General features: G+C 56.8%; 22 protein-coding genes. 16 read left to right on the top strand and 6 right to left on the bottom strand.

Features of this window, described 5'->3' with window-relative positions; genetic code table 11:
- The first annotated feature begins 308 nt into the window (after positions 1-308).
- From LG300_RS03385 to LG300_RS03360, 6 genes are all read left to right on the top strand, one after another.
- A complete protein-coding gene (locus tag LG300_RS03385; RefSeq protein WP_404377011.1) occupies positions 309-1,406 on the top strand; it encodes a CZB domain-containing protein in 1,098 nt (365 codons plus the stop codon).
- Positions 1,407-1,523: 117 nt separating this feature from the next.
- A complete protein-coding gene (locus LG300_RS03380) occupies positions 1,524-2,543 on the top strand; it encodes a patatin-like phospholipase family protein (RefSeq protein ID WP_404377010.1) in 1,020 nt (339 codons plus the stop codon).
- Between the two features lie 313 nt (positions 2,544-2,856).
- Positions 2,857-4,209: a NarK family nitrate/nitrite MFS transporter gene (locus LG300_RS03375; RefSeq protein WP_404377009.1), complete on the top strand. Its 1,353-nt coding sequence runs from the start codon at positions 2,857-2,859 to the stop codon at positions 4,207-4,209.
- 79 nt (positions 4,210-4,288) lie between these two features.
- Positions 4,289-5,557 (top strand): nitrate- and nitrite sensing domain-containing protein, encoded by a 1,269-nt coding sequence (locus LG300_RS03370; RefSeq protein WP_404377008.1) that lies wholly within the window; start codon positions 4,289-4,291, stop codon positions 5,555-5,557.
- Positions 5,558-5,630: 73 nt separating this feature from the next.
- Positions 5,631-6,317: an SDR family oxidoreductase gene (locus LG300_RS03365; protein ID WP_404377007.1), complete on the top strand. Its 687-nt coding sequence runs from the start codon at positions 5,631-5,633 to the stop codon at positions 6,315-6,317.
- Between the two features lie 126 nt (positions 6,318-6,443).
- The gene (locus tag LG300_RS03360) at positions 6,444-7,445 is read left to right on the top strand and encodes an LLM class flavin-dependent oxidoreductase (RefSeq protein WP_404377006.1); all 1,002 of its coding nucleotides are present in this window, start codon (positions 6,444-6,446) and stop codon (positions 7,443-7,445) included.
- A 1-nt stretch (position 7,446) separates the two neighbouring features.
- On the opposite strand, the gene LG300_RS03355 is transcribed toward LG300_RS03360, so the two are convergent.
- Positions 7,447-8,079, bottom strand: coding sequence for a LysE family translocator (locus LG300_RS03355; protein WP_404377005.1), 633 nt, complete (start codon positions 8,077-8,079; stop codon positions 7,447-7,449).
- Between the two features lie 117 nt (positions 8,080-8,196).
- Between LG300_RS03355 and LG300_RS03350 the strand changes: the two genes are divergently transcribed.
- Complete coding sequence (locus LG300_RS03350) at positions 8,197-8,691, top strand: GNAT family N-acetyltransferase (protein ID WP_404377004.1); 495 nt, start codon at positions 8,197-8,199, stop codon at positions 8,689-8,691.
- A gap of 115 nt (positions 8,692-8,806) precedes the next feature.
- On the opposite strand, the gene LG300_RS03345 is transcribed toward LG300_RS03350, so the two are convergent.
- Both LG300_RS03345 and LG300_RS03340 read right to left on the bottom strand, forming a co-directional pair.
- Positions 8,807-9,364 carry a DUF1415 domain-containing protein gene (locus LG300_RS03345; protein ID WP_404377002.1) on the bottom strand — a complete coding sequence of 186 codons (558 nt, stop codon included), beginning with the start codon at positions 9,362-9,364 and terminating at the stop codon, positions 8,807-8,809.
- Positions 9,365-9,461: 97 nt separating this feature from the next.
- Positions 9,462-10,130, bottom strand: coding sequence for a GntR family transcriptional regulator (locus LG300_RS03340; protein WP_404377001.1), 669 nt, complete (start codon positions 10,128-10,130; stop codon positions 9,462-9,464).
- Positions 10,131-10,336: 206 nt separating this feature from the next.
- Here LG300_RS03340 and LG300_RS03335 point away from each other — a divergent pair, with 206 nt between their 5' ends.
- The 5 genes from LG300_RS03335 (at position 10,337) to LG300_RS03315 (ending at position 15,940) form a co-directional block, all read left to right on the top strand.
- The gene (locus LG300_RS03335; RefSeq protein ID WP_404377000.1) at positions 10,337-10,894 is read left to right on the top strand and encodes a chromate transporter; all 558 of its coding nucleotides are present in this window, start codon (positions 10,337-10,339) and stop codon (positions 10,892-10,894) included.
- Positions 10,891-11,421 (top strand): chromate transporter, encoded by a 531-nt coding sequence (locus tag LG300_RS03330; RefSeq protein ID WP_404376999.1) that lies wholly within the window; start codon positions 10,891-10,893, stop codon positions 11,419-11,421. The genes LG300_RS03335 and LG300_RS03330 overlap by 4 nt, the downstream gene beginning before the upstream one ends.
- A gap of 47 nt (positions 11,422-11,468) precedes the next feature.
- Positions 11,469-13,076 (top strand): gamma-glutamyltransferase family protein, encoded by a 1,608-nt coding sequence (locus LG300_RS03325; protein WP_404376998.1) that lies wholly within the window; start codon positions 11,469-11,471, stop codon positions 13,074-13,076.
- Positions 13,077-13,196: 120 nt separating this feature from the next.
- Entirely contained in the window at positions 13,197-15,044 is a 1,848-nt protein-coding gene (locus LG300_RS03320; protein ID WP_404376997.1) for an ABC transporter ATP-binding protein, read from the top strand.
- A gap of 182 nt (positions 15,045-15,226) precedes the next feature.
- On the top strand, positions 15,227-15,940 hold the full coding sequence (locus LG300_RS03315) for a response regulator transcription factor (RefSeq protein ID WP_404376996.1): 714 nt from the start codon (positions 15,227-15,229) through the stop codon (positions 15,938-15,940).
- Positions 15,941-16,037: 97 nt separating this feature from the next.
- On the opposite strand, the gene arfA is transcribed toward LG300_RS03315, so the two are convergent.
- From arfA to LG300_RS03300, 3 genes are all read right to left on the bottom strand, one after another.
- Complete coding sequence (gene arfA, locus LG300_RS03310; protein WP_404376995.1) at positions 16,038-16,199, bottom strand: alternative ribosome rescue factor ArfA; 162 nt, start codon at positions 16,197-16,199, stop codon at positions 16,038-16,040.
- 305 nt (positions 16,200-16,504) lie between these two features.
- Positions 16,505-17,401, bottom strand: a complete 897-nt coding sequence (gene cobA / locus LG300_RS03305) for a uroporphyrinogen-III C-methyltransferase (protein ID WP_404376994.1) — start codon at positions 17,399-17,401, stop codon at positions 16,505-16,507.
- Positions 17,361-20,096, bottom strand: coding sequence for a molybdopterin-dependent oxidoreductase (locus tag LG300_RS03300; RefSeq protein WP_404376993.1), 2,736 nt, complete (start codon positions 20,094-20,096; stop codon positions 17,361-17,363). Before LG300_RS03300 ends, cobA begins: the two co-directional genes overlap by 41 nt.
- Positions 20,097-20,732: 636 nt before the next feature.
- Between LG300_RS03300 and LG300_RS03295 the strand changes: the two genes are divergently transcribed.
- The 4 genes from LG300_RS03295 (at position 20,733) to LG300_RS03280 (ending at position 26,056) form a co-directional block, all read left to right on the top strand.
- Positions 20,733-22,040, top strand: a complete 1,308-nt coding sequence (locus LG300_RS03295; RefSeq protein ID WP_404376992.1) for an NAD(P)/FAD-dependent oxidoreductase — start codon at positions 20,733-20,735, stop codon at positions 22,038-22,040.
- Between the two features lie 17 nt (positions 22,041-22,057).
- Positions 22,058-24,583: a nitrite reductase large subunit NirB gene (nirB, locus tag LG300_RS03290; RefSeq protein WP_404376991.1), complete on the top strand. Its 2,526-nt coding sequence runs from the start codon at positions 22,058-22,060 to the stop codon at positions 24,581-24,583.
- A gap of 27 nt (positions 24,584-24,610) precedes the next feature.
- Positions 24,611-24,988, top strand: coding sequence for a nitrite reductase small subunit NirD (gene nirD / locus LG300_RS03285; protein WP_404376990.1), 378 nt, complete (start codon positions 24,611-24,613; stop codon positions 24,986-24,988).
- Between the two features lie 129 nt (positions 24,989-25,117).
- Positions 25,118-26,056 carry a cation diffusion facilitator family transporter gene (locus tag LG300_RS03280; RefSeq protein WP_404376989.1) on the top strand — a complete coding sequence of 313 codons (939 nt, stop codon included), beginning with the start codon at positions 25,118-25,120 and terminating at the stop codon, positions 26,054-26,056.
- The last annotated feature ends 21 nt before the right edge of the window (positions 26,057-26,077 follow it).

Here is a 26,077-nt window from a genome sequence, read left to right as displayed (position 1 = left end):
AAAACAGTTACCTATTACTTTACGTAGACGTAAATGCAATATTTATTTTATTGGTTTAGTGCACCATAATTTTCCCAACACGCCAAGAGCCTTTAAGGCAAAATTCCAGCCACTCAGAGCAACGACAACCTAAAGTAACTGAGTGATGATACAAAGCAATCATCAGGTATGACATAACTCCTTTCCATATAGATGCAACAGTTTGATTTTTATCACTTAGCAGCACTCTCTTCAGGCAAGCACAAAAACCTTCTGCAATACTTTGTGACAAAACATCACATAGTGTCTCATCACTGCAGGTATCGGCTATGTTTGCCTTTATGCGCCCCTTTCAAACGATCCGCCGTTTAGAGCAGGAAGTCGCCAAGCTGCGTACTCAGCTGGCCGCAGAAAAAAACCTTCATGGCTGCCGCGCCATCAGCCTGATGTCTCCGGTTGAGTCAATGACCATGCTTCAAGCCAAGGGAGCGGAAATGCTCAACTCCTTGAGCACGGGTGCCGACCACCATGCCGAGCAGTTAGCTAGCGAGCGGGCCACGCTAACGGACTTGTTTACTCGGCTGCATCATGCCGAACAAACGGCCCAGGCGATCAAGCATCAGTGTCAACGCTTCCAGCAGGCAGGCATTCACTATGCTGCCCCCTTAGCGAGCGAACAGGCACTCAGTGAGCTGCGCAAACTTGGTGTAGAGCTATCTCGCAACGCTGGGCATACACGAGCGCTTGCCATGACCACGGCGCTTGAAGCGGCCCATCTGCAGCAGGAACCGTCAGGATTATCGGCTATCGTCAGTGACATCCAGCACCTTGCCGACCATACGCAGCACCTAGGCCACCAGTTGGATCACTGGGTTGAGCAGTTCACTTTATCGCTAAAAGAGGATGCCCGCGTACAGGCACATCAGCGGGAAACTACCACGGCGCTGGCCAACGCAGCCCAGGCAGCCGAGCAGGTCATAGAGCAGCTTACCGACCAAGCTCGCCACATGTACAAAGTGATCCACCACAGCACCACAACGGCCTGCCTGCACGCCGCTAAACTAGAGCACGCGGTTTGGAAAAGTCGTATCTACCATCAGCTACTTTCCGCCTGTTCCGATGACCCTATCACTGACCATCAGCACTGCACGCTAGGCCGCTGGTATTTTATGGGCGAAGGACAGCGCTATAAACATACTGAAGCCTATCGATTGCTGGCAGCTCCTCATCGACGCTTCCATGAGAGCGGCCTGGACGCGTTGCGCTATGCGCACCAAGGCGACCATACGGGGCAGCTGTCTTCCCTAGCGCTAATGGAGGAAGCCAGCGTGGCACTTGCCAAACAGATCGACCAGCTTATGGAACAGGCCGTTTACGAAATACCGATGCCGGCAGGCCACCCTTCCCCGCTGGCTGATGCGCCTTAAATCACTCTCCATACGTTCTTCTGTCGTACAGCTGTCTTCCTGACGACTCTCCTTCCGTAATGTGCGATTTGTGCCATGCTAAGCATGGCACTCACAACGCACACGCAAAGGATGACGATGGTAGCGGCAAAGAAGCTAGATCTCGCGTTACAGGGCGGTGGAGCCCACGGCGCTTATACTTGGGGAGTCATTGACCGGCTGCTGGAAGATGACCGTATCGAGATTGAGGGCATCAGTGGCACCAGCGCAGGCGCGATGAATGGCGTGGTAATGGCAGACGCCCTTACCCGTGGCGGAAAGCAAGCCGCACGCAAGGCGCTACGTGATTTTTGGCAAGCGGTTAGCCGTGCCGGCATGGCAAGCCCTATCCGCCGCTCGCCACTGGATGTCATCACCGGCAACTGGAGCCTGGACCACTCCCCTGGCTATATCGCGATGGACTTGATGACCCGCCTGGTGTCGCCCTACCAACTTAATCCGCTCAACCTGAATCCGTTAAAAGACATTGTCGCCGCCCATATTGACTTCGAACGGGTACGCCAATGCGACCAACTCAAGCTCTTTGTTGCCGCCACCAATGTGCGTACCGGCAAACAGCGTGTTTTTCGCCGTGAAGAGATGAGTGTCGATGCAGTCATGGCATCGGCCTGCCTCCCCTTTATGTTCCAAGCGGTGGAAATCGACGGCGAAGCGTATTGGGATGGGGGCTACATGGGCAATCCGGCCCTCTTTCCCTTAATGGAAGAGTGCAGCGCACGGGATATTCTGCTGGTACAGATCAACCCGATTCGCCGCGATGAGCTGCCCACCTCTGCGTCGGCCATCATGAACCGCCTTAACGAGATCACCTTCAATGCCGCGCTGATTAAAGAAGTACGCATGATCGCGCTGCTGAAGCACGCCCTGGAAGAACAGGGCATTGAAAACTGCTATCAGCAAGCGCTTTTTCACCGCATTAGCGGCGACCAGGCACTCGATAGCTTATCGGTCTCAAGCAAGCTTAACGCCGAATGGCCATTTTTATGCCACCTGTTTGACCAAGGCAGAGAGGCGGCAGGACACTGGATCGCAGCCAACTTTGATGCCATCGGCCAACGCTCAACCCTCGATATTGATGCGGTTTACCTGCACGAATAAGCACCTTCGACAGCCAGCGCTGCCCCATCTTAGCGCACTCTGCCCATAGGGAGTGCGCCTACTCGATGAGTTTGGTTATGTCGCCCTTCTCTGCACCGCTAAAAAAACCTTAACCTGCTGATTTAAATAACCGATGACACAGATGGCGGCATATTTGCTTACTACTAAGCAGTAGTAGTAGGCGTGGACCAGGCCCGCAAGGGTACGAGTGCGTCGAACCTGACCTTCAACGGCGAAGGCATGTTCCCGTAAACCCACAACGCACAGTGCGTTGTGTCTCGGCAACCCCGTTCTATGCTCTGTGAGGCCATCCATGGACATTCGTAATAAAGCCAACCGCATTCGGCTGCTGAACTTCTCGACCCCGCAAATGCGGGCATTTCACCTCTCCTGGTTTGCATTCCATATCTGTTTTTTTGGTTGGTTCGGCATTGCGCCGCTGATGGCAGTAGTCCGTGAGGATCTATCGCTGACCCAAACGCAAATCGGCAACACCATTATTGCCTCAGTAGCCATTACCGTGGTCGTGCGCCTACTGATTGGCGTGCTATGCGACCGTATCGGGCCACGCAAAACCTATACGGGCCTTTTGATGCTTGGCTCTATCCCCGTGATGGGCATCGGCCTGGCGAACAGTTTTGAAACCTTTTTGCTGGCACGGCTGGCGATTGGTGCCATTGGCGCTTCGTTTGTCATCACCCAATACCACACCACCATGATGTTTGCGCCCAACGTGGTCGGCACGGCCAACGCCACTAGTGCGGGCTGGGGCAACCTGGGGGGCGGCACCACACAAATCGTTATGCCGTTGATTTTTGCGGGCATGCTGATGCTAGGCGTCAATGAAGCGCTTGGCTGGCGTCTTGCCATGATGGTGCCTGGCGTTGTGCTGTTCTTTACCGGTATCGCTTATTGGCTGCTCACCCAGGATGCTCCAGACGGCAACTTCAGCGAGCTACGCGCTCGCGGTGAGCTACCCGCCGCCACCGGCGAACACGGCGCGGCCCAGAGCTTTTTAGCGGCGGCTAAGGATATCCGCGTCTGGGCGCTGTTTGTGGTGTATGGACTCTGCTTCGGCGTCGAGCTGACCATTAATAACATCGCGGCAATTTACTTCTTCGATCAGTTCGACCTCACCCTAGCAACCGCAGGCTTAATTGCTGGCCTGTTTGGCTTAATGAACATCTTTGCCCGCACCCTGGGCGGCGTCTTTTCCGATCTGTTTGCTAAGCAGGGCGGGCTTAAAGGGCGTGTACGCTGGCTGTTTATCGCTCTAGTCTGCGAAGGCATCGCGCTGGTCGCGTTTTCGCAAATGCATGTACTCAGCTTGGCGATTGGCATCATGCTGGTGTTCAGCCTATTCGTACAGATGGCGGAAGGTGCCACCTTTGGTGTCGTCCCCTTCATCAATAAAAAAGCGCTGGGTGCAGTGGCCGGTATTGTCGGTGCAGGCGGTAACGTAGGTGCGGTATCGGCCGCGTTTCTCTTCCGCAGCGAAAGCCTCAGCTACCAGCAAGGCCTCTTTTACCTTGGCGTCACCGTACTGGTGCTAGCCTCCTGTGTACTGGTCGTTCGCTTCAGTGACACCACCGAAGCCGAAGAAGCCAGCGCCTACCGCGAGGCCGCAGGTAGCGACACCGGAGCGGGGGCGCTCTCACTGCGCTAGCCGTCATTAACCCCGCCCCTGCCTGTGCATCACTGCAGGGGCGTTGTGCCGTTAGGCGGCGAGTAATAAGGAAATCAACATGTCTTCTGCCCAACAGCTACTCTTAACCGCCCTGCGCTGCGACATTGATAACCTTCACCACTTAGCGGCCACGGCCGATATCGTCAGCGATATTAGTCGGTTTATTCATATGCTGCAGCGGGAACGGGGGGCCTCAACCATCTACTTGGCTTCCAAAGGTAAGCGGTTTAAAACCCGGCTCACCACCTATGTGCAGCATAGCCAAGCGGCGGAGGCTGCCATGCGCCAGCGCTTGGCAGCGCTCGGCCAAGAAGCGCGCCCGCAGGCTACCGCGCGTTTATTACGCCGTATTGCCGCTGTCTGGCTAGCGCTGGATGAACTGAGTGAGCGACGGCAAGCGATTGACACTCTTAGCATGTCGCCAGACGCAGCCACCCAGGCATTTAACCACTTAATTAGCGGTTTACTGGCCATCGTTTTTGAAGCGGCGGATACCGCCGTTGACCCTGATATTACCCGCTCCCTGGTGGCTATTTTCCATCTTATGCAGGGCAAAGAGTTGGCGGGGCAAGAGCGCGCTTGTGGCGCTTTCGGCTTTACCCTGGGCCACTTCGATAACGCCCACCGCACGCTGCTTAACCAGCTCGTCGACACCCAGCAGCGCTGCTTCGATACCTTCGCGGAGTTTGCCACTCCCGAAGCACTCGGTGCCTGGCAGCAGGCCATATCACCAAGGACCCTGGCGGGTATCTGCCAACTTCGCGATATTGCCTGCCAGCGCTCTTACCAACAAACAGCTTCAGGCAATACGCTGGGGGAAACCTGGTACGAACTCACCACGTTGCGTATCGATACCATTAAAACGGTTGAAGATACCCTTAATACCCAATTAACCGCCCTATGCCACCATAAAATTGCCGAGGCCCAAACAGCGCTGGACCACGCAACCGCGACCCCGGAAAGATCGCTCTCGGCTCCCTGCGAACAGTTGTTAGCTCTTACACCCTCTCAGCCGCTAGGCGACCTGACCGCCAGCACCCTTCAATCCCCGCTTAGCCGCTCACTGCTTGAGCTTACCCATGCCCAATCGAGCCGCCTACAAGGGCTAAGTGACGAGCTGGAAAGTACCCGCAAGGCTCTCCGTGAGCGCAAGCTGATTGAGCGGGCAAAAGGGTTAATTATGGCTCACCAATCGATGAGCGAAGAGGAGGCTTACCGCTTTCTACGGAAAACCTCCATGGACCAAAGCAAGAGTATGGCGGATATGGCACAGTCCATCCTTGATCTTTCAGCCATGCTACAGCGAAAAGAGGAGAAACAGCACTAACCCTAATTTGCAACCTGAGTGGGTTTTAGCCATGCTGAAAGCTTCCTAGTTTAATGAGCAAGGAGAGCCAGCGATGCATGATCGTGTACTATTAATTACCGGCGCTTCCAGCGGTATTGGTGCGGCCACCGCCCGTGCGGCAGCCCGCGAAGGCTATCAGCTGGTACTTGCCGCGCGCTCAGCCGATAAGCTGGCATCGCTCGCCCAGGAACTTGGCCCGGAAAATGTGCTCACCTGCGAAGTCGATGTCACCGACCTAAGCCAACAGCAGGCGATGGTGGAACATGCCCTGGAAACCTTTGGCCGTATCGACGCGGTATTCGCCAACGCGGGTCGCGGCGGCTCACCGGGCGGATTTAGCAGCGCCGACCACGCAGCCTGGCGGGAGATGATTCTTACCAATATCTACGGCGTTGGCCTGACGCTGCAGGCCTGCTTACCGGAGTTGAAACGCCGCCAAGGCCATGTGCTACTAACCGGCTCTGCCGCGGGCCGCACTACCATTCCAGGCTCGATGTACAGCGCGACCAAATGGGCAGTGACGGGCATTGGCTACAACCTGCGGGAAGAGCTTCGCGGTACCGGTATGCGGGTGACGCTGATTGAGCCCGGCATGGTCGATACTCCCTTCTTTGATGAACCACCCGAGTACGCCCTACAAGACCGCGATATCGCCAATGCGGTGGTCTATGCGCTATCCCAACCGCCCCATGTGGACGTTAACGAAATTCTGGTGCGCCCTACGCCACCCAAAGAGTGACTCTGCCAAGCCGTCGGCTTGCATTTGCCCGCTCTTGCATTTACCCACGACCGCCCGCATAAACACAGCATTATGAAGCGTGCTAACAATTTGGCACGCTGACCATGCATGTTTATCAGGTGATTTATGAGCCAACTTGCCTCAACCGCCCTCTCTGTACTCGACCTAGCGCCCATTCGCCAAGGCGGCAACGCTGCTGAAACGTTTCGTGATAGCGTCTCTCTAGCCCAGCACACGGAGTCTTTGGGCTATCAGCGCTACTGGTTAGCCGAACACCACAACATTGCAGGGATTGCCAGTGCGGCCACCGCCGTACTGATTGGCCATGTGGCGGGGCAGACATCTACCATTCGCGTGGGTAGCGGGGGCATTATGCTGCCCAACCACCCACCCCTGGTAATTGCCGAACAGTTTGGCACCCTGGAAACCCTCTACCCTGGGCGCATTGACCTTGGCCTTGGGCGCGCGCCCGGTTCGGATGGCGCCACGATGCGTGCCATGCGCCGCCACGCCCATGCCGGAGTCGATGACTTTCCAGAGCTACTCGAAGAGCTACGCCGCTACCTAGGCGATGAAGACCCTCGCCAAACCGTTAAAGCCGTTCCAGGGCAAGGCACCCATGTCCCCATCTGGCTACTTGGCTCCAGCGGTTACAGCGCGCAGCTCGCGGCCAAGCTAGGCTTACCCTTCGCCTTCGCCGCACAGTTCGCACCGGGGTATCTGTTTGAAGCGTTACGCCTCTACCGCGACAACTTCCGCCCATCCGAACATCTGAATGCCCCCTATGCCATGGTGGGGCTACCCGTCATAGCAGCGGAAAGTGACGAGATGGCGCACTACCTAGCCACTACCGCCCAGCAAAAGTTCTTAAATTTAATCCGTGGCAAGCCGACCCAATCACTGCCACCCGTAGATGCACTCGACTGGTCCCCCATGGAGCGCGCCCAGGTAGAACAGTTTTTAGGCGCAGCCATTATCGGCGGCCCGGAAACGGTAAAGGCTCAGTTGGAGGAGTTTCAAGCGCACACCGGCGCTAACGAGCTGATGATCAATAGCGACTTCTACCGCCACACAGACCGCCTACGTAGCTATGAGATTGTTGCCCAAGCGGCAGGTCGTGCTACCTAACTCACCCTTTCGCGACAAGAAAAGCACCCGCCGCCACCATCAGCGAACCAGCAGTGCGGTTGGTGCCTTTCTGGGCGCGTTCTGATTGAAAAAAGCGCCGTGCAGAAGAGGCAAATGAGGCGACGAGCATTAAGCCCATCATCAGACCTACGAGCGTTAGGCTCACCACCAAGACCATATCACTCCGGTTAAGAACGGTGAGATCGATAAAAGTAGGTAAAAACGCGATATAGAACAGAATGACTTTTGGGTTGGAGGCCGAAATCAGAAAGCCTTGCAAAAAGCTTTTCACGATATCAAGACGCCAAGCACCGCTGCTCAGCGGAACAGCATCTAACGTCTGAGGGGTGACCTCCGCTGTCCACATTTTCCACCCTAGATAAAACAGGTAAGCCGCCCCAGCGTAGCGCAATAGCGTGAAGGCCTCTCCCCAATTTTCAGCCAGCGCTGCTAACCCGTAGAACGCCAGCAATAAATAGATTACATCGCTGACTGTCATGCCCAACGCCAGCGGAATACAAGGTCGCGCACCCGCCGACATTCCCTTCGCTAATAGCGCAAAAATACCCGGCCCTGGCGTCACCGCAAACACAAAGATGGCTAAAAAGTAGGTCAGTGCGCTTTCGATGGTCATTGCCAGGCCCTCTCTCGGTCATTTAGTGGCTTACTCGGTGGGTAACGATGCCGACTGCGCCGAGTCGCATCAGAATATGCTAACGTAGCCTGCGCCTTAATAAACGAGAAAATCCCTATGCAAACCCTTCATTTTTCGCCGATGACAGCGGACGAGTTTGCCCTATTCTGGCCAACGTTTCATGGCATTGTAGCGGCTCAGGAAACCTATGCGATAGACCCTAACATCAGCTATGAGGACGCTTTTTCACTTTGGTGCAAAACACCACTACTTAGCATCGTAGTAAAAGATGAGCAGGGTCAGCTGCTAGGTAGTTATTACTTAAAAGCGAATGCCGCTGGCCCTGGAAGCCATGTATGTAACTGCGGCTATATGGTAACCCCAACAGCGCGGGGTAAAGGCGTTGCGCGAGCCATGTGTGAACACTCCCAAGAAGCTGCGCGTCAACACGGGTTTAAAGCTATGCAGTTCAATGCCGTAGTAGCCAGCAATCAAACAGCCGTTGCCTTATGGCAACGGCTAGGGTTTAGCATTGTTGGCACGGTGCCCAACGCTTATTGCCACTCATCGCTTGGTTATGTGGATACTTACGTTATGCATAAGTCGTTATAAGGCTATTAAGAGGGTTTTCTTCTTACTGCCAGCAGGTTGCTAGCCTGCTGGTCTTCCAACGCTGCATTAAAAATGGTCTGCAAACATAAAAATTAATTTAGGCACCCTATGCAAATTAAGGCAGGTTGTAGCATCGCTGCAGCTGCGCCTCAGCGGTTTCGCTGCCTAACGCTGTTAAGTAAGCGATATTTCGTTCAGGGATAGCGGCCGTGTCGCCGTAAAAGGCAATGGCTTTCTCAACGCTGGCTTCGCGGAGCAGATGAACCATGGCATAGGGAGAACGGTTGGAATAATTCGCCGCATCCTGCGGGTCCGCATCTGCAAAGCAGTAGTCAGGATGAAACGTCGCCAGTTGGTAAACGCCTTCGTAGCCGAGCTCAAACAGCAGGTTTTCGGCAAGCTCTACATAATCAAGGTAGTGATCGAAGCTTTTAAATAGCGTGGGAAATACCAATAGCGTAGTTTCTGTCTCAGGATGCTCATTGAGCCACTCAATTTCAGCTACTAACTCTTCGAGGGCCACATCAATTTTTTTCGAGCGTACCACTTCAACGCGAATCGTGCTGTTCTCTAACTCTCGCTTAGCAAACGGACAAATATTGTGTTCCACAATAAAACCACTTACCCACGCTAGCGTTTGTGAAACTACCCGCTGATCTGTTTCTTGCGCCATACCCGACTCACCTACGATCTCAAGCCTGCTGCTATGATTGAGTGTGGCTAATGCCACATGCTAGCCACCAGTGTACAGGCAAGCCTCCTCAAATACGCTAGGCATGCTGCTGATAACGGGCCAACGCGACTTCGTAGGATTTGTGAATATGATCGCCTAGCAGTGCTCGTGCGGCTGTCGCGTCGCGCTGAAGTGCCAATTCCACTAATTGATGGTGCTGCTCATCCAGCTCTTGACGAATGGTGGGCATTTTTGGCCCCAAGCGCCGGTAGCGGTCAAACTGGTCGTGCAACTGCTCAATGAAGCGTAGCAACCATACCGAACCGCAGGGCGCCACCAAGGTGCGGTGGAACTGGGTATGCAAGCGCTCCCACTCTTCGCCTTTATCTAGTGTAATGTCAGCACGCTTTAGACGATGGGCCGCCGCCAAAAGGTCTGCTTCCCACAGCGCATCGCCATGAGCAATAGCTCGTTCCAGCGCCATCCCCTCAAGCTCGGTTCGCAGCCGTGCAATATCGTCAAGCTCTTCACGGGAAAGCTTCGGCACCCTGAAGCCCCGCTGGTTTTCCTGCTCCAGCAAGCCGTAGGCCGCCAGTTTATTAAGCGCTTCCCGCAGCGGACTTAGCCCCACTTGGTACTGCTCCTTGAGCGTATTAATGGCGAGCTTCTCCCCCGCTTTAAAGCGCCCTCCCACCAAATCGCGGCGCAATACATCATAGATAGAGCGAGATGCTTTCGTAGAGGAAAGCTGAATTGGCTTGTTCATACCGGATTCCTTTTGCGTACTTTCGCAAGGCATCAGTTGACGGAGTTTCCATAGCTAGGTGTTGACCATAGCTAGGTGTTGACGCCTCTTGTCTGGCTCACCTATATTCTATTTTAGACAAAATAATCGATTTTTTAATCTACAAACGATAAACAGACCATCGTGATGCTTTTTACTGTGATGTTAGCGCTGCGAGCAATGAGCGTATGAAGCAAACAGCTCTCTTTTGGGCGTTTTTCCGCGTCGGCATTTTCGGCTTTGGCGGCGGGCCCGCCATGATACCGCTGGTGCACGCGGAAGTCGTAACACGCCATCAATGGCTAACCGATGAAGAGTTTGCCGACGTATTAGCCATCGGTAATACCCTGCCTGGCCCCATTGCCACCAAAATGCCCGGCTACATCGGCTACCGCGTGGCCGGTATCAGCGGCTGCGCGGCCGCGGTAATTGCCATCATTCTGCCGATGATTGTGGCCATGATTGTGATGTTAGGAATTTTTAGCCGCTACCGCGATATTGGTTGGATACGCGGCATGGGGCAGGCAGTCATTCCGGTAGTGATGGTGATGATGGGCCAGCTTACCTGGGATTTCTTCGATAAATCCAAGGCGGCGCTTGGCTGGCTCACCAGCACAGTCATGGCCGCAGTAGCAGGTGCAGTGATTTATTGGCTAGGCGTACATCCCGGCTGGGTCATTGGCGCTATTCTGCTAGTCGCCCTACTGCGCCCTTCCCGTAAAAAACGCGCGGAGGGTGCCGCATGATCTACTGGGATCTCTTTTTAGCGTTTTTTATTCCCAATATCATTGGTTACGGCGGCGGCCCCGCCATTATTCCGCTGATTGAAGCGGAAGTAGTGGGTCGCTATGGCTGGATGACATCACAAGGCTTTGCTGAGACTCTGGCGCTCGGCAATGCGCTCCCCAGCCCCATTGCGACCAAAATGGCAGGCTACGTTGGCTATGAAGTCGCCGGTGTTGGTGGGGCATTCGTGGCTGTTGCCGCCACGGTGATTCCTTCGCTGCTACTTATGATCGGAGCCTTGGGGCTTCTATACCGTCACCGCGACTCCCCTCGCGTTAAACGGATGAGCCAGTGGGTGCGCCCAGTGATTGCCATGATGATGGCGTGGCTCACCCTCGGTTTTTTCACAGAAAGCATGGCGGCAAGCGGCATCATCCACACGCTGATTATCGGTACCGTGGCAACGATTGCCCTGGTCCGCTTTAACACCCACCCTGCCTTTGTCGTTATCGGTGCTTTGGTTTATGGAGGTCTCTTCCTAGGCTGATAACACCCGTATTTAGTCATCATCAATACAAATAAGAAGGGACTCCAATGCACAACGATGCACTCTATTACCCCAGCGCTTCACGGCGTATGGTTACCTTTGGCAAACGCGGTATGGTCGCCACCTCTCAGCCGCTCGCCGCCCAGGTAGGTATCACTATTTTACAGCAAGGCGGCAATGCCATTGATGCGGCGATTGCCACCGCCGCCGCGCTTACCGTGGTAGAGCCCACTTCTAACGGTATTGGCAGCGACGCCTTCGCGATTGTGTGGGTCGATGGAAAGCTACATGGCCTCAACGCCAGTGGCCCTGCCCCACAGGCGGCCACCATTGAGGCTTTGAAAGCACTGGGTCATGACACTATGCCCAACCACGGAATGCTGCCCGTCACCGTTCCCGGCGCGCCCGCTGCTTGGGTAGCTCTCTCCGAACGTTTTGGCAAGCTGCCATTCGCAGAGCTGTTAGCGCCTGCCATTGCGCTGGCGGAAGAGGGCTTTGCAGTAACGCCAGTGATCCACCAAATGTGGGAAGAGGCCTTCCATCACTACGAGGCCTACCCCGATGCTGCCTTTCAACCCTGGTTCGATACCTTTGCCCCTAAAGGCCGGGCACCGCGCCCTGGCGAGTTATGGTCCGCCCCTGACCACGCGAAAAGCTTAGCCGCGATTGCCAACACAAACGCCGAGGCGTTTTATCGCGGTGAGCTGGCCGGCGCTATTGATGCGTTCTCCCGCGAGCATGGCGGCCTCCTCCGCAAAGAGGATTTGGCCGCTTACCAGCCCGAGTGGGTCGACCCGATTAGCGTGCGCTACCAAGGCCATGATATTTGGGAAATTCCACCGAACGGCAGCGGTATGATCGTGCTGCAGGCACTCGGTATGCTGGAACGGTTAGCCCCGTGCCCAGGCGATACCGTTGAAACCCTGCACCGCCGAATCGAAGCCACGAAGCTGGCCTATATGGATGGCTTCAAGCACATCACCGAAAGCAGCGCGATGGCCCCTACCACCGAGCAAATGCTGGATGATGCCTACCTCACCGCTCGCGCTGCTTTGATTGGCGATCAGGCCGTTGACCCGTCACACGGCAACCCGCTGCAAGGCGGCACCGTCTACCTAGCCACCGCTGACGACGAAGGCAATATGGTGTCGTTTATCCAAAGTAACTTTAAAGGTTTTGGTTCTGGCATGGTGGTGCCCGGCACCGGGATTAGCCTGCAAAACCGTGGCTGGTCATTTTCGCTAGACCCTGAGCACACGAATGCCCTGGCTCCCGGCAAGCGCACCTACCACACCATCATTCCAGGCTTTATCACCAAAGATAATCAAGCCGTGGGGCCGTTTGGCGTGATGGGCGGCTATATGCAGCCTCAGGGCCAAGTGCAGGTGGTCACCGCTATGATTGAGGATCAGCTCAACCCACAAGCAGCCCTGGATATGCCCCGCTGGAAGTGGACAACCGGCAGAACCGTTGAGGTAGAAGCAGACTTCCCTAACCATTTGGCGCTGGCTCTCGCTCGGCGCGGCCATCACATCGTCAAGGTCGCTGACTCTATCAGTTTTGGCCGCGGTCAAATCATCCTCCGCGACCCTAAAACCGGCGTACTGCAAGGCGGTACTGAACCGCGCACCGATGGGGCCGTGCTGCCACTGTAGCGCTTTTCACCTCATCACCTGCTGCCCTCTAAGGGGCAGCAGGCTGGCTATCAACGCCAAAGCACCGCATCATGGCGGCCTATTGATGCTGGTGCTCCTTACTTCGATGTTGCTAACGCTATGATGCCGCCCTCCTCTTCCCCCTCATCCTCTCCGTTTAACGGTTTTTTTAGCGTGTTTCGCTACAGTCGCCGTGCGTTGGCCCTGGTATGGGAAACCTCCCGCTGGATGATGCTGGGCTTAGCGCTCTGCACGCTTGTGGCTGGCGTACTGCCCGCCGTGGCCGCCTATGTGGGCCAATTGATCGTCGATGGCGTGCTGAAGGCCATGGAAAGCTATGAGGCGGCGAGCAACCCTAACTTATGGGAGACGCTCACTCCGGTGCTGGGGTTAGTGGCGTTGGAAGGCGGCATCATTGCCCTGATGGCGTTAGCCCAGCGTGGCCTCTCGGCTCAGCAGTCGCTGTTAAGGGCGCTGCTTGGGCAGAAAGTCAACGTCATGATTTTGGAAAAAGCGGGCACGCTGTCGCTAAGCCAATTTGAAGACTCAGAGCTTTATGACCAGCTCACCCGCGCCAGGCGTGAAGCCTCGACCCGCCCACTAGCACTGGTCAATAAAACCTTTGGGCTGCTGCAAAACGCCATTTCCCTTGGCAGCTTTGCCTTTCTGCTGGTGCAGTTTTCCCCCTGGGCGCTGCTGATTTTAGTGGTGGGGGCGCTGCCGGTGTTTCTTTCCGAAGCGAAATTCTCCGGCGATGCCTTCCGGCTATTTCGCTGGCGCTCGCCGCAAACCCGCATGCAGATGTACCTGGAAACCGTGCTGGCTCGGGAAGACAGCATTAAAGAGGTCAAGCTGTTTGGTTTAGAGCAACGTTTCCTGCAGCGCTACCGGGATATCTTCCATCAGCTGTTTGCCGAAGATCGCCGCTTGACGCTGCGCCGGGAGGGTTGGGGTTTCGTGCTAGGTCTATTAGGCACGCTCACCTTCTATGCCGCTTACGGCTGGGTGGTCATCGAAACCGTCGCGGGTACGCTGACGCTGGGCCAAATGACCATGTACTTAATGGTGTTTAAGCAGGGGCAAAGCGCGCTTTCCGCCAGTCTGACCGCCATCAGTGGTATGTATGAAGATAACCTCTACCTTTCCAACCTCTACGAATATCTGGAGCAGCCCACCGAGGCCGATGCAGGCCACTTGACCCAAGGCGCCGTGCCCAACGACGGGCTGCGTTTCGAACAGGTGAGCTTTGCTTACCCCGGCGGCCACGACGTGCTGCACGATATCTCTCTGCATATCGTTCCCGGCAGCAGCCTTGCCCTGGTGGGTGAAAATGGCTCGGGCAAAACCACACTGATCAAGCTCTTGACCCGGCTCTACCGCCCCACTAAAGGGCGCATTTTGCTGGATGGCAGCGACCTTAACGACTGGGACACCCAGGCGCTGAGGGAAAGAGTTGGCGTGATCTTCCAAGACTTTGTTCGCTACCAGCTAACGGTGGGTGAAAACCTTGGTGTAGGCGACACCCACGCCTTTGAAGATACTCACCGTTGGCAGCAGGCAGCAAAAGAGGGCATGGCGGATGGTTTTATTAGCCGCCTGTCCAGCGGCTATCAAACCCAACTGGGGCGCTGGTTTAAAAACGGCCAGGAGCTATCCGGCGGCCAGTGGCAGAAAGTGGCGCTTTCCCGCGCTTACATGCGTAAAGACGCCGATATTTTAGTACTAGACGAGCCTACCGCCGCTATGGATGCCGCCGCGGAAGCCGATGTCTTTGCCCGCTTTCGTGAACACTGTCGCGATAAGATGACGATTCTTATCTCTCATCGTTTTTCAACCGTACGTAGCGCTGACCAGATTATTTTCATTGACCAAGGGCGCATTATTGAGCGCGGCACCCATGAAACGCTCCTAGAAGCCAACGGACGCTATGCAACGTTGTTCCATTTGCAGGCAGAAGGATACCACTGAGCACCCCCGCTTACTTTCAGCGCTAGTGTGCTTGTGACGAGGAGGCACTTCAAAAAAATCTTTTACAACATCGTTAAATGTAAAACTTTGTGTCACACCCCTAATCTCAACTAGAATTGGAACATTATTTTTACCCTTCCTGCGGTGTGAGATTTATCACACGATAAAATAGGTAATATTCTATGCATATCGGTGTGCTTGAAGATGATCTCGACCAACAGGCGTTTATTGAGCAGTGTCTTCTTTCTGCAGACCACGATGTATCACTGTTTGGCCGGGCAAGCGAGCTAAGGCGCGCAACTCAAGAAAAGCGCTTCGACTTTTTCATTATTGACTGGCGCCTGCCGGATGGTTGTGGCATGGATATGGTTGGTCACCTACGCCAAAATGACGGCTGGCGCGGGCCAATTTTGTTTATCACGGCAAGTCAAGATGAAGACGATGTTGTCAAGGCACTTGAACAAGGTGCCGATGATTTTTTGGCTAAACCCCTACGCCCTAAAGAGTTTCTTGCTCGAATTGCCGCCCTAGGCCGACGCGCTGGCTACGATACTCCTAGACCCTCAGCTACATGCCCAAGTGACTTTGAGATCAACAACGAGGAGCATGCTATTAGCGTGGCAGGTAAATCTGTTGAATTAACCGAGCGAGAATACCGTCTAGCCACTCTGTTTTTTTCCAAAATTGGCGAACTACTCACCCGTGCACACATTCTGGAGCTGGTATGGGGGATAAAAGGCAATGTATCAACCCGCACCGTTGATACCCATGTAAGCCGCCTACGTCGCAAACTAGAGCTAGATGGTCGTCATGGGCTTCGGCTACGCAGCATTTATCAATCAGGCTACCGGATGGAAGTTTGCCATATGGTACCGGTTGAGAGAGTGGTTAATTAAAAAAGCCGACTCGGTGGCCGGCCAAGCTGATGAGAGTCTGCAGGCTGGCAAAACAGCGTGCAGTGATGCCTGGGGAAGACATCGCCAAAACGCCTGGCTAAGCGGCTTGGCGATGCCTTCCCAGTGCGCCGTGACGGTCGTTGCGCCCTTTACGAGAGTAGCTGCCCTTACCCTTTTTAGGGGTTTGCTGCTGCATCTTAAACATCGGGGTGCGTAGCTGCGCTTTTAGCGCATTATCGCGAACTTTATGCTGTTTCACGCTTAACTCCTGGTTAATGAAGGAGAAACCTATAAGGCGTCGTTAATGGCCGCCGCCCTATAGGAACACCCTCTGCACCAACAGTTCCCATTGATACAGAGGTTTTTACTATACGCCCGTTTAGCTACCTAGCGGCTGATCATCCCATTGAGGGGCAAAATCCGGGTTCGCTATACGCTCGTGGCGATCAAGCCCAGCAATTTGCGCCATTTCCGACTCGCTCAATTTGATAGCGTGTTAACACACATGGGGAGAGCACTCTGGAACTTCAACCCTGACCTTTGTAAAAAAACGACATCCTGCCATCAATACTGCTGGTGAAGCTGCGACTGCGCGCTGGTGACGGCGGGGCTATGGGCCACCATGCTCACCACGCTACCCACCATAATCAAGCAGGGCGATGGCAGCGGCTGTGCGGCGAGGCGCTCGGGCATATCGGCCAACGTGCCCACTAGGGCCTGCTGCTCCGGCTGGCTGGCGTTGGCCACCAGCATGATCGGCCAGGTATCGGGTAGGCCCGCTTGGCGTAGGCCGTGGCAAATAGCCGCCACTTTGGAAAGCCCCATATAGAACACTAAAGTTTCATCCTGGCGCGCCAGCGACGTCCAGTCCGGCATACCCCCCTCCCGACATAGCTGCGCCGTAATAAAACGCACCTGCTGGGCGTGGCCGCGGTCGGTAAGCGGAATCCCCATCCCCGCTGCCGCCGCTGAAGCGGCGGTAATGCCCGGCACAATCTCTGCAGGCAACCCGGCCTCCGCCAAAGCTGCCAACTCTTCGCCCATACGCCCAAACACGCCGGGGTCGCCGCCCTTCAAGCGCACTACCGATTTGCCTGCCTGGGCCAGGGAGACGATCAGCTCACCAATCTCCGCCTGGGGCACGCTATGATGGCCGCTTGCCTTGCCGACGTAGTAGCGTTCGGTGCCCGGAGGAATGAGTCCTAACACCTCGTCGCCGACGAGGCGGTCATACACCACTGCGTCTGCCTGCATCAGCAACCGTGCGGCTTTCAGCGTCAGCAGTTCGACATCACCGCTGCCCGCGCCGACCAAATAGACGGTGCCTGAGTGGCAGGCACCGCTTAACGGCAGGCGTAAACGGTCAGCGGTATCGCGGCTGAAGGACGCCCACGCCCGCTGGCCCAGGCGACACAGCGCCTCAGGCCATTTCTGGGTTAACTGTTTGCTTAGTGCGCGCATGGGGCCGCTCCTCTTCAAGTATTGCTTTCAGTTCCGGTAGGCAGCTGCCGCACTGGGTGCCGCAGGCCAGCCGTGCGCCCAGCGCTTCAACGCTGGTATCGCCTGCATGAATCGCCTTCACAATGGTGGTTTGGCCTACTTGGTGGCAGCTGCATACCACGGGGCCGGTATCGACAGCGCCATCATCACAACCAGCCAGCAGACGTCGGCGGTGTTGTAACTCCAGGGTAGCGTCGTTAAACCGCGCTTCAAGCCAGGCAAGCCCAGGCAGCTCTTCGGGTGGCCCGACCATCAACCACCAGCGTAGCTGCCCATTCTCAATGCCCGCTGCGCGCAGCCTGCCTGATGCGGGGTCGTCACACCACAGCGAGGCAGGCACACCGCACCATGCCTCTACCTGCGTTAGCCAATCCGTGACCGGTTGGCTATCCGCTAGCTGCCACCGGGTACAGCTTGCCATCGGGATACGAGCCCAGTAGTCGCTGCGACACCATGGCGATGGTTGCGCATCAAATTCGTTGGCTAGCAGCAGGGTCGCCTGCCAAGCAACGGGGAGTTTGCTCACCGCTACCGCCCCCTGCTTGGCTTCCGGCTGCCCGGATAGCGGGTCGGTATAGCCTTTAATCAGTGCCCCGCTGCGACCCTGCTTGGTAAAGCAGTCGGTCCAGTGCATGGGCACGAACACTTCGCCTCGGCGCTGGGCGTTGGAGATTCGCACCCGCCCTCGGTACTCACCGGCGGCAGCGCTTAGCCTAGCCAAACCTTGATCCGCCAAGCCCGCCTGGGCGGCGTCCTCTGGATGCAGCTCGATAAACGGTTCGGCGCGGTGGTTCATCAAGCGCGGCGCACGAGCGGTTCGCGTCATGGTGTGCCACTGGTCCCGCACGCGGCCGGTATTCAGGCGCAGCGGGTAGGCGGCACTCAGCGGCTGCTGCGGCAGGCGTGGGGTAATCGGCAGTAGTTTGGCCCGACCATTTGCCGTGGCAAACTGGCCATCCTCAAATAGCCTTGCCGTACCGTGGGGTGCCTGTTGGGTAACGGGCCACTGGATCGGTGCGAGCGCATCATAAGCCGCTTGGCCCAAGCCTGCCAGCCCTGAGATATTGAACAGCCGCTGGGTGTCGCCGCTATTCTCATACCCGGAGAGGCGCGCGTGCTCATCGAAAATCTCCCACGGGTGGGTATAGCTGAACGCTTCACCAAAACCTAGGCGCTTAGCCACTTCGCAGAGTATCCACCAGTCGTGCTTCGCCTCGCCGGGGGGAGGCAGCATCCCCCGCTGGCGGGAAATTCGCCGCTCTGAGTTGGTCACCGTGCCATCCTTCTCCGACCAGCCTGAAGCGGGCAGTACGATATCCGCAAAGGGCAGCAGGTCGGTATTGGCGACGCACTCCGAGACAATTACCAGCGGGCATTTTGCCAGCGCGCGGCGCACTTTCTCTCCATCCGGCATGCTCACCGCTGGATTGGTCGCCATCACCCACAGGGCGGTAATCTCGCCACGCTCGATGGCATCAAAGAGCTCTACCGCCTTGTAACCCGGGGCGTCAGGCAGTTCTGGGGTTAAATGCTTGGTGGTCCAGAAGCGGCTAACTAACTCGCGAGCGCCCGGCGTGTGGTAGTCCATATGCGCCGCCAGTTGATTGGCCAACCCACCCACTTCTCGCCCGCCCATGGCGTTGGGCTGGCCGGTAATCGAAAACGGCCCCGCCCCCGGCAAACCGATTTTCCCACCCGCTAGGTGGCAGTTGATGATCGCGTTGCACTTATCGGTACCGCTGGAGGATTGATTCACCCCCTGGGAGTAGAGGGTGACCACATGCAGCTGGCTGGCAAACCAGTAATAGAAGGTTTCCAGGCGTTCAGGGTCCACATCACACTCGCGGGCGACGGCTTCCACGCTGCCCGCACTCTGTCCTAAACTCTGCTGGGCGGCGCTCAGCGCACCTTCCACCCCTTCGGTGTGGCGCTCTAGGTACACATTATCCAAGCGATTGTGGGCGTCCATCCACGCCAACAGCCCGTTAAATAGGTAAGCATCGCTACCCGGGCGAATGCCCAAATAGAGATCGGCAATTTCGCAGGTGTCGGTCACTCGCGGGTCGATCACCACGACTCGCATGAGCGGGTTGCGCTCTTTGGCTACCTTCAAGCGCTGATACAGCACCGGGTGATTCCAGGCAAGGTTAGACCCCACCAGCACCACCAGCTCCGCCTCTTCTAAATCCTTATAGTTGCAGGGCACCGCATCGGCACCAAAAGCGCGCTTATAGCCCGCCACGGCGGACGCCATGCAGAGCCGCGAGTTAGTATCCAGGTGCGGGGTGCCCAAGAAGCCTTTAAACAGCTTGTTGGCGACGTAATAATCTTCGGTTAATAACTGGCCAGATAAGTATGCCGCCACCGACTGCGGGCCGTGGGCGCTGCGCTGCGCCTGCAAGCGTTCGGCGGTGGTGGCGAGCGCCTGCTCCCAAGCGACCTCCTGGCCATCTACGCGCGGCTTGAGCAACCGCCCCTGTTCGCCCAAGGTTTCGTGCAGCGCGGTGCCTTTCACGCACAGGCGGCCATAGTTGGCTGGGTGCTCGCGGTCTCCTTCGACGGCGATGAGCTGCCCGTTTTCCAGCGTGGCGGTAACGCCGCAGCCGACGCCGCAGTAGGGGCAAGTGGTTCGGGCGAGCCGATTGGCCTGTGGCATGGCAGTCTCCTCCGGCGTTAAAAAGCAAAAAGCGCCCAAGCCAGCCTCTAAAAGAAGCCTGCCTGGACGCCGTTGTCTCAGGGGCACCGCTTACCGGGTGCCGTACTCATCAGTGATTTGCTGCAGTTGGTATTGTTCGACGCAATTAGTCGTTGTAATCGTTATGGGCAAAGACCCTGCACTGAGCCGTTGTTGCTTGTTACCAGAATAACTGCAAACCCTGCGCCCAGGCCGCTAAATAATCATAAAAATGTTTTAAAAACATACAATTAAAAAACACCTCATAACCCTATCGCTTGCCAAAACGCTGACCCTTGACCGATAAGCGTTTGAAGAGAGTGCACCAGCCTCCTCCAAAGCACCAACATAGGGCAAGCCTAGTAAACCGTTAGCGGCCTGCTTTTTCCTCAAACACTCTTAATATGCTGATTAGGCTGATTTTAATTCACCTGTGGCAAAAGCTGGCGGGCTTTTTGCTCACCGTAAGGTAAGACAGTTCGGCAGCCAACGGCGGTTGCTGTGCGTTATCAACAACGCCAACGGGCAACGGCGCCCCTGACACTCCCTTCTTGAAAGGGCTGTGTCAGGGGCGTTTTTTATTTGCTGAACATTATGTTTCAACCACAGGAGCTACCTATGGAAACCGCTTCCCGGTGCTCACCGAACGAACACCTCGTCATTATCGGTAACGGTATGGCTTGCCACCGACTGCTTGAAGCGCTGGTTCGCCATCCGCAGCGCCTCCGCCGTATCACAGTGGTGGGTGAGGAGCCAGTACCTGCCTATAACCGCATTTTGCTCTCTCCTTTACTGGCGGGCGAACTGGCGCCTGAGGCGCTCACTCTGCAAGACGCCGCCTGGTACGCCGATAACAACATCACACTGACGCTTGGCGACCGCGTGACCTCCATCGACCGCGAACGCCGCCTGCTTATCACGCATCACGGCGAAACCTTAAGCTATGACCGCTTGGTGCTGGCCACTGGCTCGCGCCCCACGCTGCCAGCGGTGCCTGGCATCACGCTTGACGGTGTTCACACGTTTCGTGACCTGCGCGATGCCGACGCGTTGGAAGCCATTGCACAGCAAGGCGGCAACGCCGTGGTAATTGGCGGCGGCTTACTTGGATTGGAAGCCGCTGAAGGGCTGCGTAAACGGGGCGGTAGCGCGCTCACCGTCAGCGTTTTGCAGCGCAGCGAGCGGTTGATGAACCGCCAGCTAGACACCACTGCCGCCCAATTGCTGGAAGCCACGCTGCGCGAGCGTAGTATCACTATTGAAACCGGCGCATCGCTTGCTGCCTTGGAAGATAACGGCCACGGGCAGGTGCAGTCGGTCACACTGAGCGATGGCCGAAAGCTAGCTGCCGATAGCGTCATCGTGGCGGCAGGCATTACCCCCAATGCAGAGTTGGGCCAGCAAGCCGGGCTTGAGTGCGACCGCGCTATTCTTGTGGATGGGCACCTCACCACCTCAGATGACCACATTTATGCCCTGGGCGAATGCTGCCAGTTCGAGCAGCACACTTACGGGCTGGTGGAGCCAATTTGGCGGCAGGTAGAAGTGCTGGCCGCCGTGCTGTGTGGTGAACACCCAGCGGCGTATCAAGAAGCCCCCACGGCCACCAAGCTAAAAGTCAGCGGTGTCAGCCTGTTTGCCTTTGGCCCCACCGAGGCCGCCGCCAAGCACGAAGAGCTTCGTTACCAAGACCCGGAAACCGGCGACTACTGCCGCCTGCTGCTCCATCAAGGCCGCCTCATCGGCGCGGTGCTGTATGGCGATACCCGCCACGGCCCCTGGTATTTCGAGCAGGCGCTGGCCGCGACCGACCTAACCGCGTGCCGCCACCTGTTGCTGTTTGGCGCAACCGATGCCCAAACAGCGCTCGATAACCCTCTCGACACCCTGTCATCCCCTTTATCTCTCACCCGTGAGGCGGCTTAGCTATGGTGAATCACACAATGTCTACTCCAACCACGTCTTCCAACACGCAAAAGTTGATCATTGTAGGCAACGGCATGGTCGGCCACCATTTTGCCGAGCAGCTCGTGGAAAGCGGCGCGCTGGCAGGGTTTGAGGTGACGATTTTTGGCGAAGAGCGCCACCGCGCTTACGACCGCGTACATCTATCCGAATACTTTAGCGGTCGTGATGCGGAGTCGCTGGCGCTGTGCGATGGCGATTACTACCGGACCCACGGCATCACCCTACGCAGCGGTGAAGCCGTCACGGCCATTGACCGCGAACGGCAAGTGGTAGTGACCGCGCAGGGCCGCTACCCCTATGACAAATTAGTGCTTGCGACCGGCTCCTTCCCCTTTGTGCCGCCCATTCCCGGCAACGACAGCGAAGGCTGCTTGGTCTACCGGACGTTGGATGACTTGGATGCCATTCAGGCAGCGGCCAAAACCGCCACCAACGGCGTGGTCGTGGGTGGCGGCTTGCTCGGTCTGGAAGCCGCCAACGCGCTGCGCGGGCTGAACCTGGATACCGCCGTGGTGGAGTTCGCCTCGCGCCTGATGCCCATGCAGGTAGATAGCGAAGGCGGCGAGCTGCTGAAAGAGAAAATCGAATCTCTAGGGGTTCAGGTGCTCACCGAACGGGCCACCCAGCGTATCGAACCCGGCGAATCCAGCCGCCTACGCATGGTCTTCCAAGACGACAAAGTGCTGGAAGCCGACCTAATCGTCTTCTCCGCCGGTATACGCCCCCAGGACACTTTAGCCCGCGAATGCGGCTTGACCATTGGCGAGCGTGGCGGCGTGGTGATTGATGACCAGTGCTGCACCAGCGACCCGAACATTCTCGCTATTGGCGAGGTGGCGCTGTGGAATCAGAGTATTTTTGGCCTCGTGGCGCCTGGCTACCAAATGGCCAAAACGGCCGTCGCCACGCTAACAGGAGGAGACACCCGCTTTCGCGGTGCCGATATGAGCACCAAGCTAAAGCTGCTGGGTGTGGATGTCGGCTCCATTGGCGATGCCCACGGCAATCAACACCCCGGCGCCCGCATGTTCCGCTACCTAGACCCGCTCACCCAGGTCTACCGCAAACTGGTCGTCACCAGCGACGGTAAGAAGCTGCTGGGGGCCATGCTGGTGGGCGATAACAGTGTGTATGACACGCTGTTGCAGTACTACGCCAACGGGATTGAACTGCCCCAGGAGCCTGCTTCACTCATTCTGCCGCAACAAAGCGGTGCTGCCCCGGCGCTGGGGCCGGATGCCCTGCCGGAAACGGCGATGATCTGCTCCTGCCACAACGTGACGAAAGGCAGTATCTGTAGCGCCATTGATACAGGGGCTATTGACCTTGGCAGCGTTAAAGGCACCACCAAAGCCAGCACCGGCTGCGGCGGCTGCGCGGCGCTGTTGAAAAGCGTGGTGGATCACGAATTGGAGGCCCGCGGCGTTGAGGTGGATAAATCGATCTGCGAGCACTTCTCCCATACCCGCCAAGGGCTTTACGACATCGTGCGTGTCGAAGGCATCAAGACGTTCAGCGAGCTGATGGAGAAGCACGGCAATGCCGACACCCACCGCCTGGGCTGCGATATCTGCAAACCGGCGGTGGCCTCGATTCTCGCCTCCTGCTTCAACGAACCGATTACCGATGCCGCCCACGTGCCGCTGCAGGACACCAACGACACCTTCATGGCCAATATGCAGAAAAACGGCACCTACTCAGTAGTGCCGCGCATTGCGGGCGGTGAAATTACCCCCGACAAGCTGGTGGTGCTAGGTCAAGTGGCCCAGAAATACCAGCTCTACACCAAGATTACCGGCGGCCAGCGCATCGACCTGTTCGGCGCACGGCTAGAAGACCTGCCGGCCATTTGGGGCGAACTGATTGAAGCGGGCTTTGAGACCGGCCACGCCTACGGCAAGTCGCTGCGCACAGTGAAATCCTGTGTGGGCAGCACCTGGTGCCGCTACGGCGTGCAGGACAGTGTCGGCATGGCAATTCAGCTTGAGAACCGTTACAAGGGCCTGCGCGCACCGCACAAGATCAAGTTCGGGGTTTCCGGCTGTACCCGGGAGTGCGCCGAAGCGCAGAGCAAAGACATTGGCATTATCGCCACCGAAAACGGCTGGAACCTGTACGTGTGCGGCAACGGCGGCATGCGCCCCCGCCATGCGGAACTCTTCGCCACCGATTTAGATGACGAGCAGCTCTACCGCACCATCGACCGCTTTTTGATGTTCTACGTGCGCACCGCTGACCGTTTGCAGCGAACCTCGGTATGGCGGGAAAACCTGGAGGGCGGCCTGGACTACCTGAAAGAGGTGATTCTAGAAGACAGCCTGGGTATCAGCGATGAGCTGGAGCGCCAAATGCAGCACGTGGTGGATAGCTACCAGTGCGAGTGGGCCAACGCCATCAGCGACCCGGAAAAGCTCAAGCGTTTTAGAAGCTTCGTGAACGATGCGCGACCCGACCCTTCCATCATCATGACTTCCGAGCGCGGCCAGCTACGCCCTGCCTAAACCAGCCCCTACTAATGGAGGATCACCATGACCGCCACCGCACTGAAACATACGGTAAGCACCGACGCTTGGCAGCCGCTTTGCACAAAAGCAGACCTCGTGGCCTTTTCCGGCGTCGCCGCTTGGCTGAACACACCGGAAGGCCCCGCCCAAGTGGCGCTATTTTACCTGCCTGGCCACGGCAACGAGCTCTATGCGCTGGATCACTTCGACCCTTTCTCAAATGCCTATGTGATTGCCCGCGGCATTGTCGGGGATATAAAAGGCAGTCCCGTGGTTGCCTCCCCCCTCTATAAACAGCACTTCCGTCTGGAAGATGGGCAGTGCCTGGAGGACGACAGCCTACAGCTACGCGTCTGGCGCGTGGGTTTTAAGGGCGATGAAGTATGGATTGAGGGCCAATAGACTCACCAGTAAATAGCGCCGCCGCCAAGCGGCGTTATTTTACTGCGGTATAAACCACTGACATTGCCCACCATGATGTTGCTATGCTTCCCAGCCTCTTGATTCGCTAGGCATGGGAGCCATACGTTCGTGAAGACAGAATCCAGTACTTTAGCCTTTTCCGCCTTCATGGCGCTGCTGATTGGCTGTGCCGGTATCGTGGCGACGCTAGCCTCGAACTCCCAAGCCATTATGCTGGATGGCTTGTTTAATCTTATCTACTTTAGCGTGGCATTAGTGACCATCAAGGTCAGCAAACTTGCCAGCCGCCCGGATAGCGAGTCGTACCCTTTTGGCTACAGCTATTTCGAGTCACTGGTTAACTTATGCAAAGGGTTACTGATTTTAGGCGTCTCTATCTTTGCGCTGGTGGACGCCATGGCGGCACTGCTCACCGGCGGGAGGGAAATTTCAGCGGGATTGGCGGTGATTTATGCGATCTTTGCCACCGCCGCCTGCTCGCTGACCGCCTGGGTCATGCACCGTAGCCAGCGCCATGTCAGTAGCCCTCTGGTGACTGCCGATAAAATGAACTGGCTGGTCAACAGCGTGATTTCAGGGGCAGTGCTGGCGGCGTTCTGCTTGGTGATACTGTTTGAACGCTTAGGCTGGCGGGCCGTGTTGCCCTACGTAGATGCCGTGCTGGTGATTGCAGTGGTAGTACTCTGCCTGGGGGTGCCCGTGCGTATGGCATCACAAGCGCTTAGGGAGTTACTCAACAAAACCCCGGAAGAAGCCGTTGCCGAGCCGGTACGCCAAGCGGTAGCACGCGGCCTTGCCGATATTGACACCCAGGAAGTCCGCGTGCGTATGGTGCGCCCTGGCCGCCTGCTCTACGTCATTGTCCATGTCGTACTCCCCAAAGCGTTACCCGAGGCAACGCTAGCGAACCAAGACGCCCTGCGCCAGCGCATCGATGAAGAAGTGCGCCGCTACTATTCGCCCGTAGTGTGCGACGTGGTCTTCACTGCTGACAACCGCTGGGCAGCGCCCTCTTGTGGGCTGCTAGTAGAGAAGCATTCCGCTTAACCTACATGGCAAAAAATGGCA

The organism is Vreelandella aquamarina (assembly GCF_044805175.1).
GTDB lineage: Bacteria > Pseudomonadota > Gammaproteobacteria > Pseudomonadales > Halomonadaceae > Vreelandella > Vreelandella aquamarina_B.
Note: the sequence above shows the minus strand (reverse complement) of the source record. Positions and strands in the feature narration are given on the sequence as shown.

Coding starts and splice junctions, on each gene's coding strand:
- LG300_RS03385 (WP_404377011.1), top strand. CDS start 309: ATGTTTGCCTTTATGCGCCCCTTTCAAACGATCCGCCGTTTAGAGCAG.
- LG300_RS03380 (WP_404377010.1), top strand. CDS start 1,524: ATGGTAGCGGCAAAGAAGCTAGATCTCGCGTTACAGGGCGGTGGAGCC.
- LG300_RS03375 (WP_404377009.1), top strand. CDS start 2,857: ATGGACATTCGTAATAAAGCCAACCGCATTCGGCTGCTGAACTTCTCG.
- LG300_RS03370 (WP_404377008.1), top strand. CDS start 4,289: ATGTCTTCTGCCCAACAGCTACTCTTAACCGCCCTGCGCTGCGACATT.
- LG300_RS03365 (WP_404377007.1), top strand. CDS start 5,631: ATGCATGATCGTGTACTATTAATTACCGGCGCTTCCAGCGGTATTGGT.
- LG300_RS03360 (WP_404377006.1), top strand. CDS start 6,444: ATGAGCCAACTTGCCTCAACCGCCCTCTCTGTACTCGACCTAGCGCCC.
- LG300_RS03355 (WP_404377005.1), bottom strand. CDS start 8,079: ATGACCATCGAAAGCGCACTGACCTACTTTTTAGCCATCTTTGTGTTT.
- LG300_RS03350 (WP_404377004.1), top strand. CDS start 8,197: ATGCAAACCCTTCATTTTTCGCCGATGACAGCGGACGAGTTTGCCCTA.
- LG300_RS03345 (WP_404377002.1), bottom strand. CDS start 9,364: ATGGCGCAAGAAACAGATCAGCGGGTAGTTTCACAAACGCTAGCGTGG.
- LG300_RS03340 (WP_404377001.1), bottom strand. CDS start 10,130: ATGAACAAGCCAATTCAGCTTTCCTCTACGAAAGCATCTCGCTCTATC.
- LG300_RS03335 (WP_404377000.1), top strand. CDS start 10,337: ATGAAGCAAACAGCTCTCTTTTGGGCGTTTTTCCGCGTCGGCATTTTC.
- LG300_RS03330 (WP_404376999.1), top strand. CDS start 10,891: ATGATCTACTGGGATCTCTTTTTAGCGTTTTTTATTCCCAATATCATT.
- LG300_RS03325 (WP_404376998.1), top strand. CDS start 11,469: ATGCACAACGATGCACTCTATTACCCCAGCGCTTCACGGCGTATGGTT.
- LG300_RS03320 (WP_404376997.1), top strand. CDS start 13,197: ATGATGCCGCCCTCCTCTTCCCCCTCATCCTCTCCGTTTAACGGTTTT.
- LG300_RS03315 (WP_404376996.1), top strand. CDS start 15,227: ATGCATATCGGTGTGCTTGAAGATGATCTCGACCAACAGGCGTTTATT.
- cobA (WP_404376994.1), bottom strand. CDS start 17,401: ATGCGCGCACTAAGCAAACAGTTAACCCAGAAATGGCCTGAGGCGCTG.
- LG300_RS03300 (WP_404376993.1), bottom strand. CDS start 20,096: ATGCCACAGGCCAATCGGCTCGCCCGAACCACTTGCCCCTACTGCGGC.
- LG300_RS03295 (WP_404376992.1), top strand. CDS start 20,733: ATGGAAACCGCTTCCCGGTGCTCACCGAACGAACACCTCGTCATTATC.
- nirB (WP_404376991.1), top strand. CDS start 22,058: ATGTCTACTCCAACCACGTCTTCCAACACGCAAAAGTTGATCATTGTA.
- nirD (WP_404376990.1), top strand. CDS start 24,611: ATGACCGCCACCGCACTGAAACATACGGTAAGCACCGACGCTTGGCAG.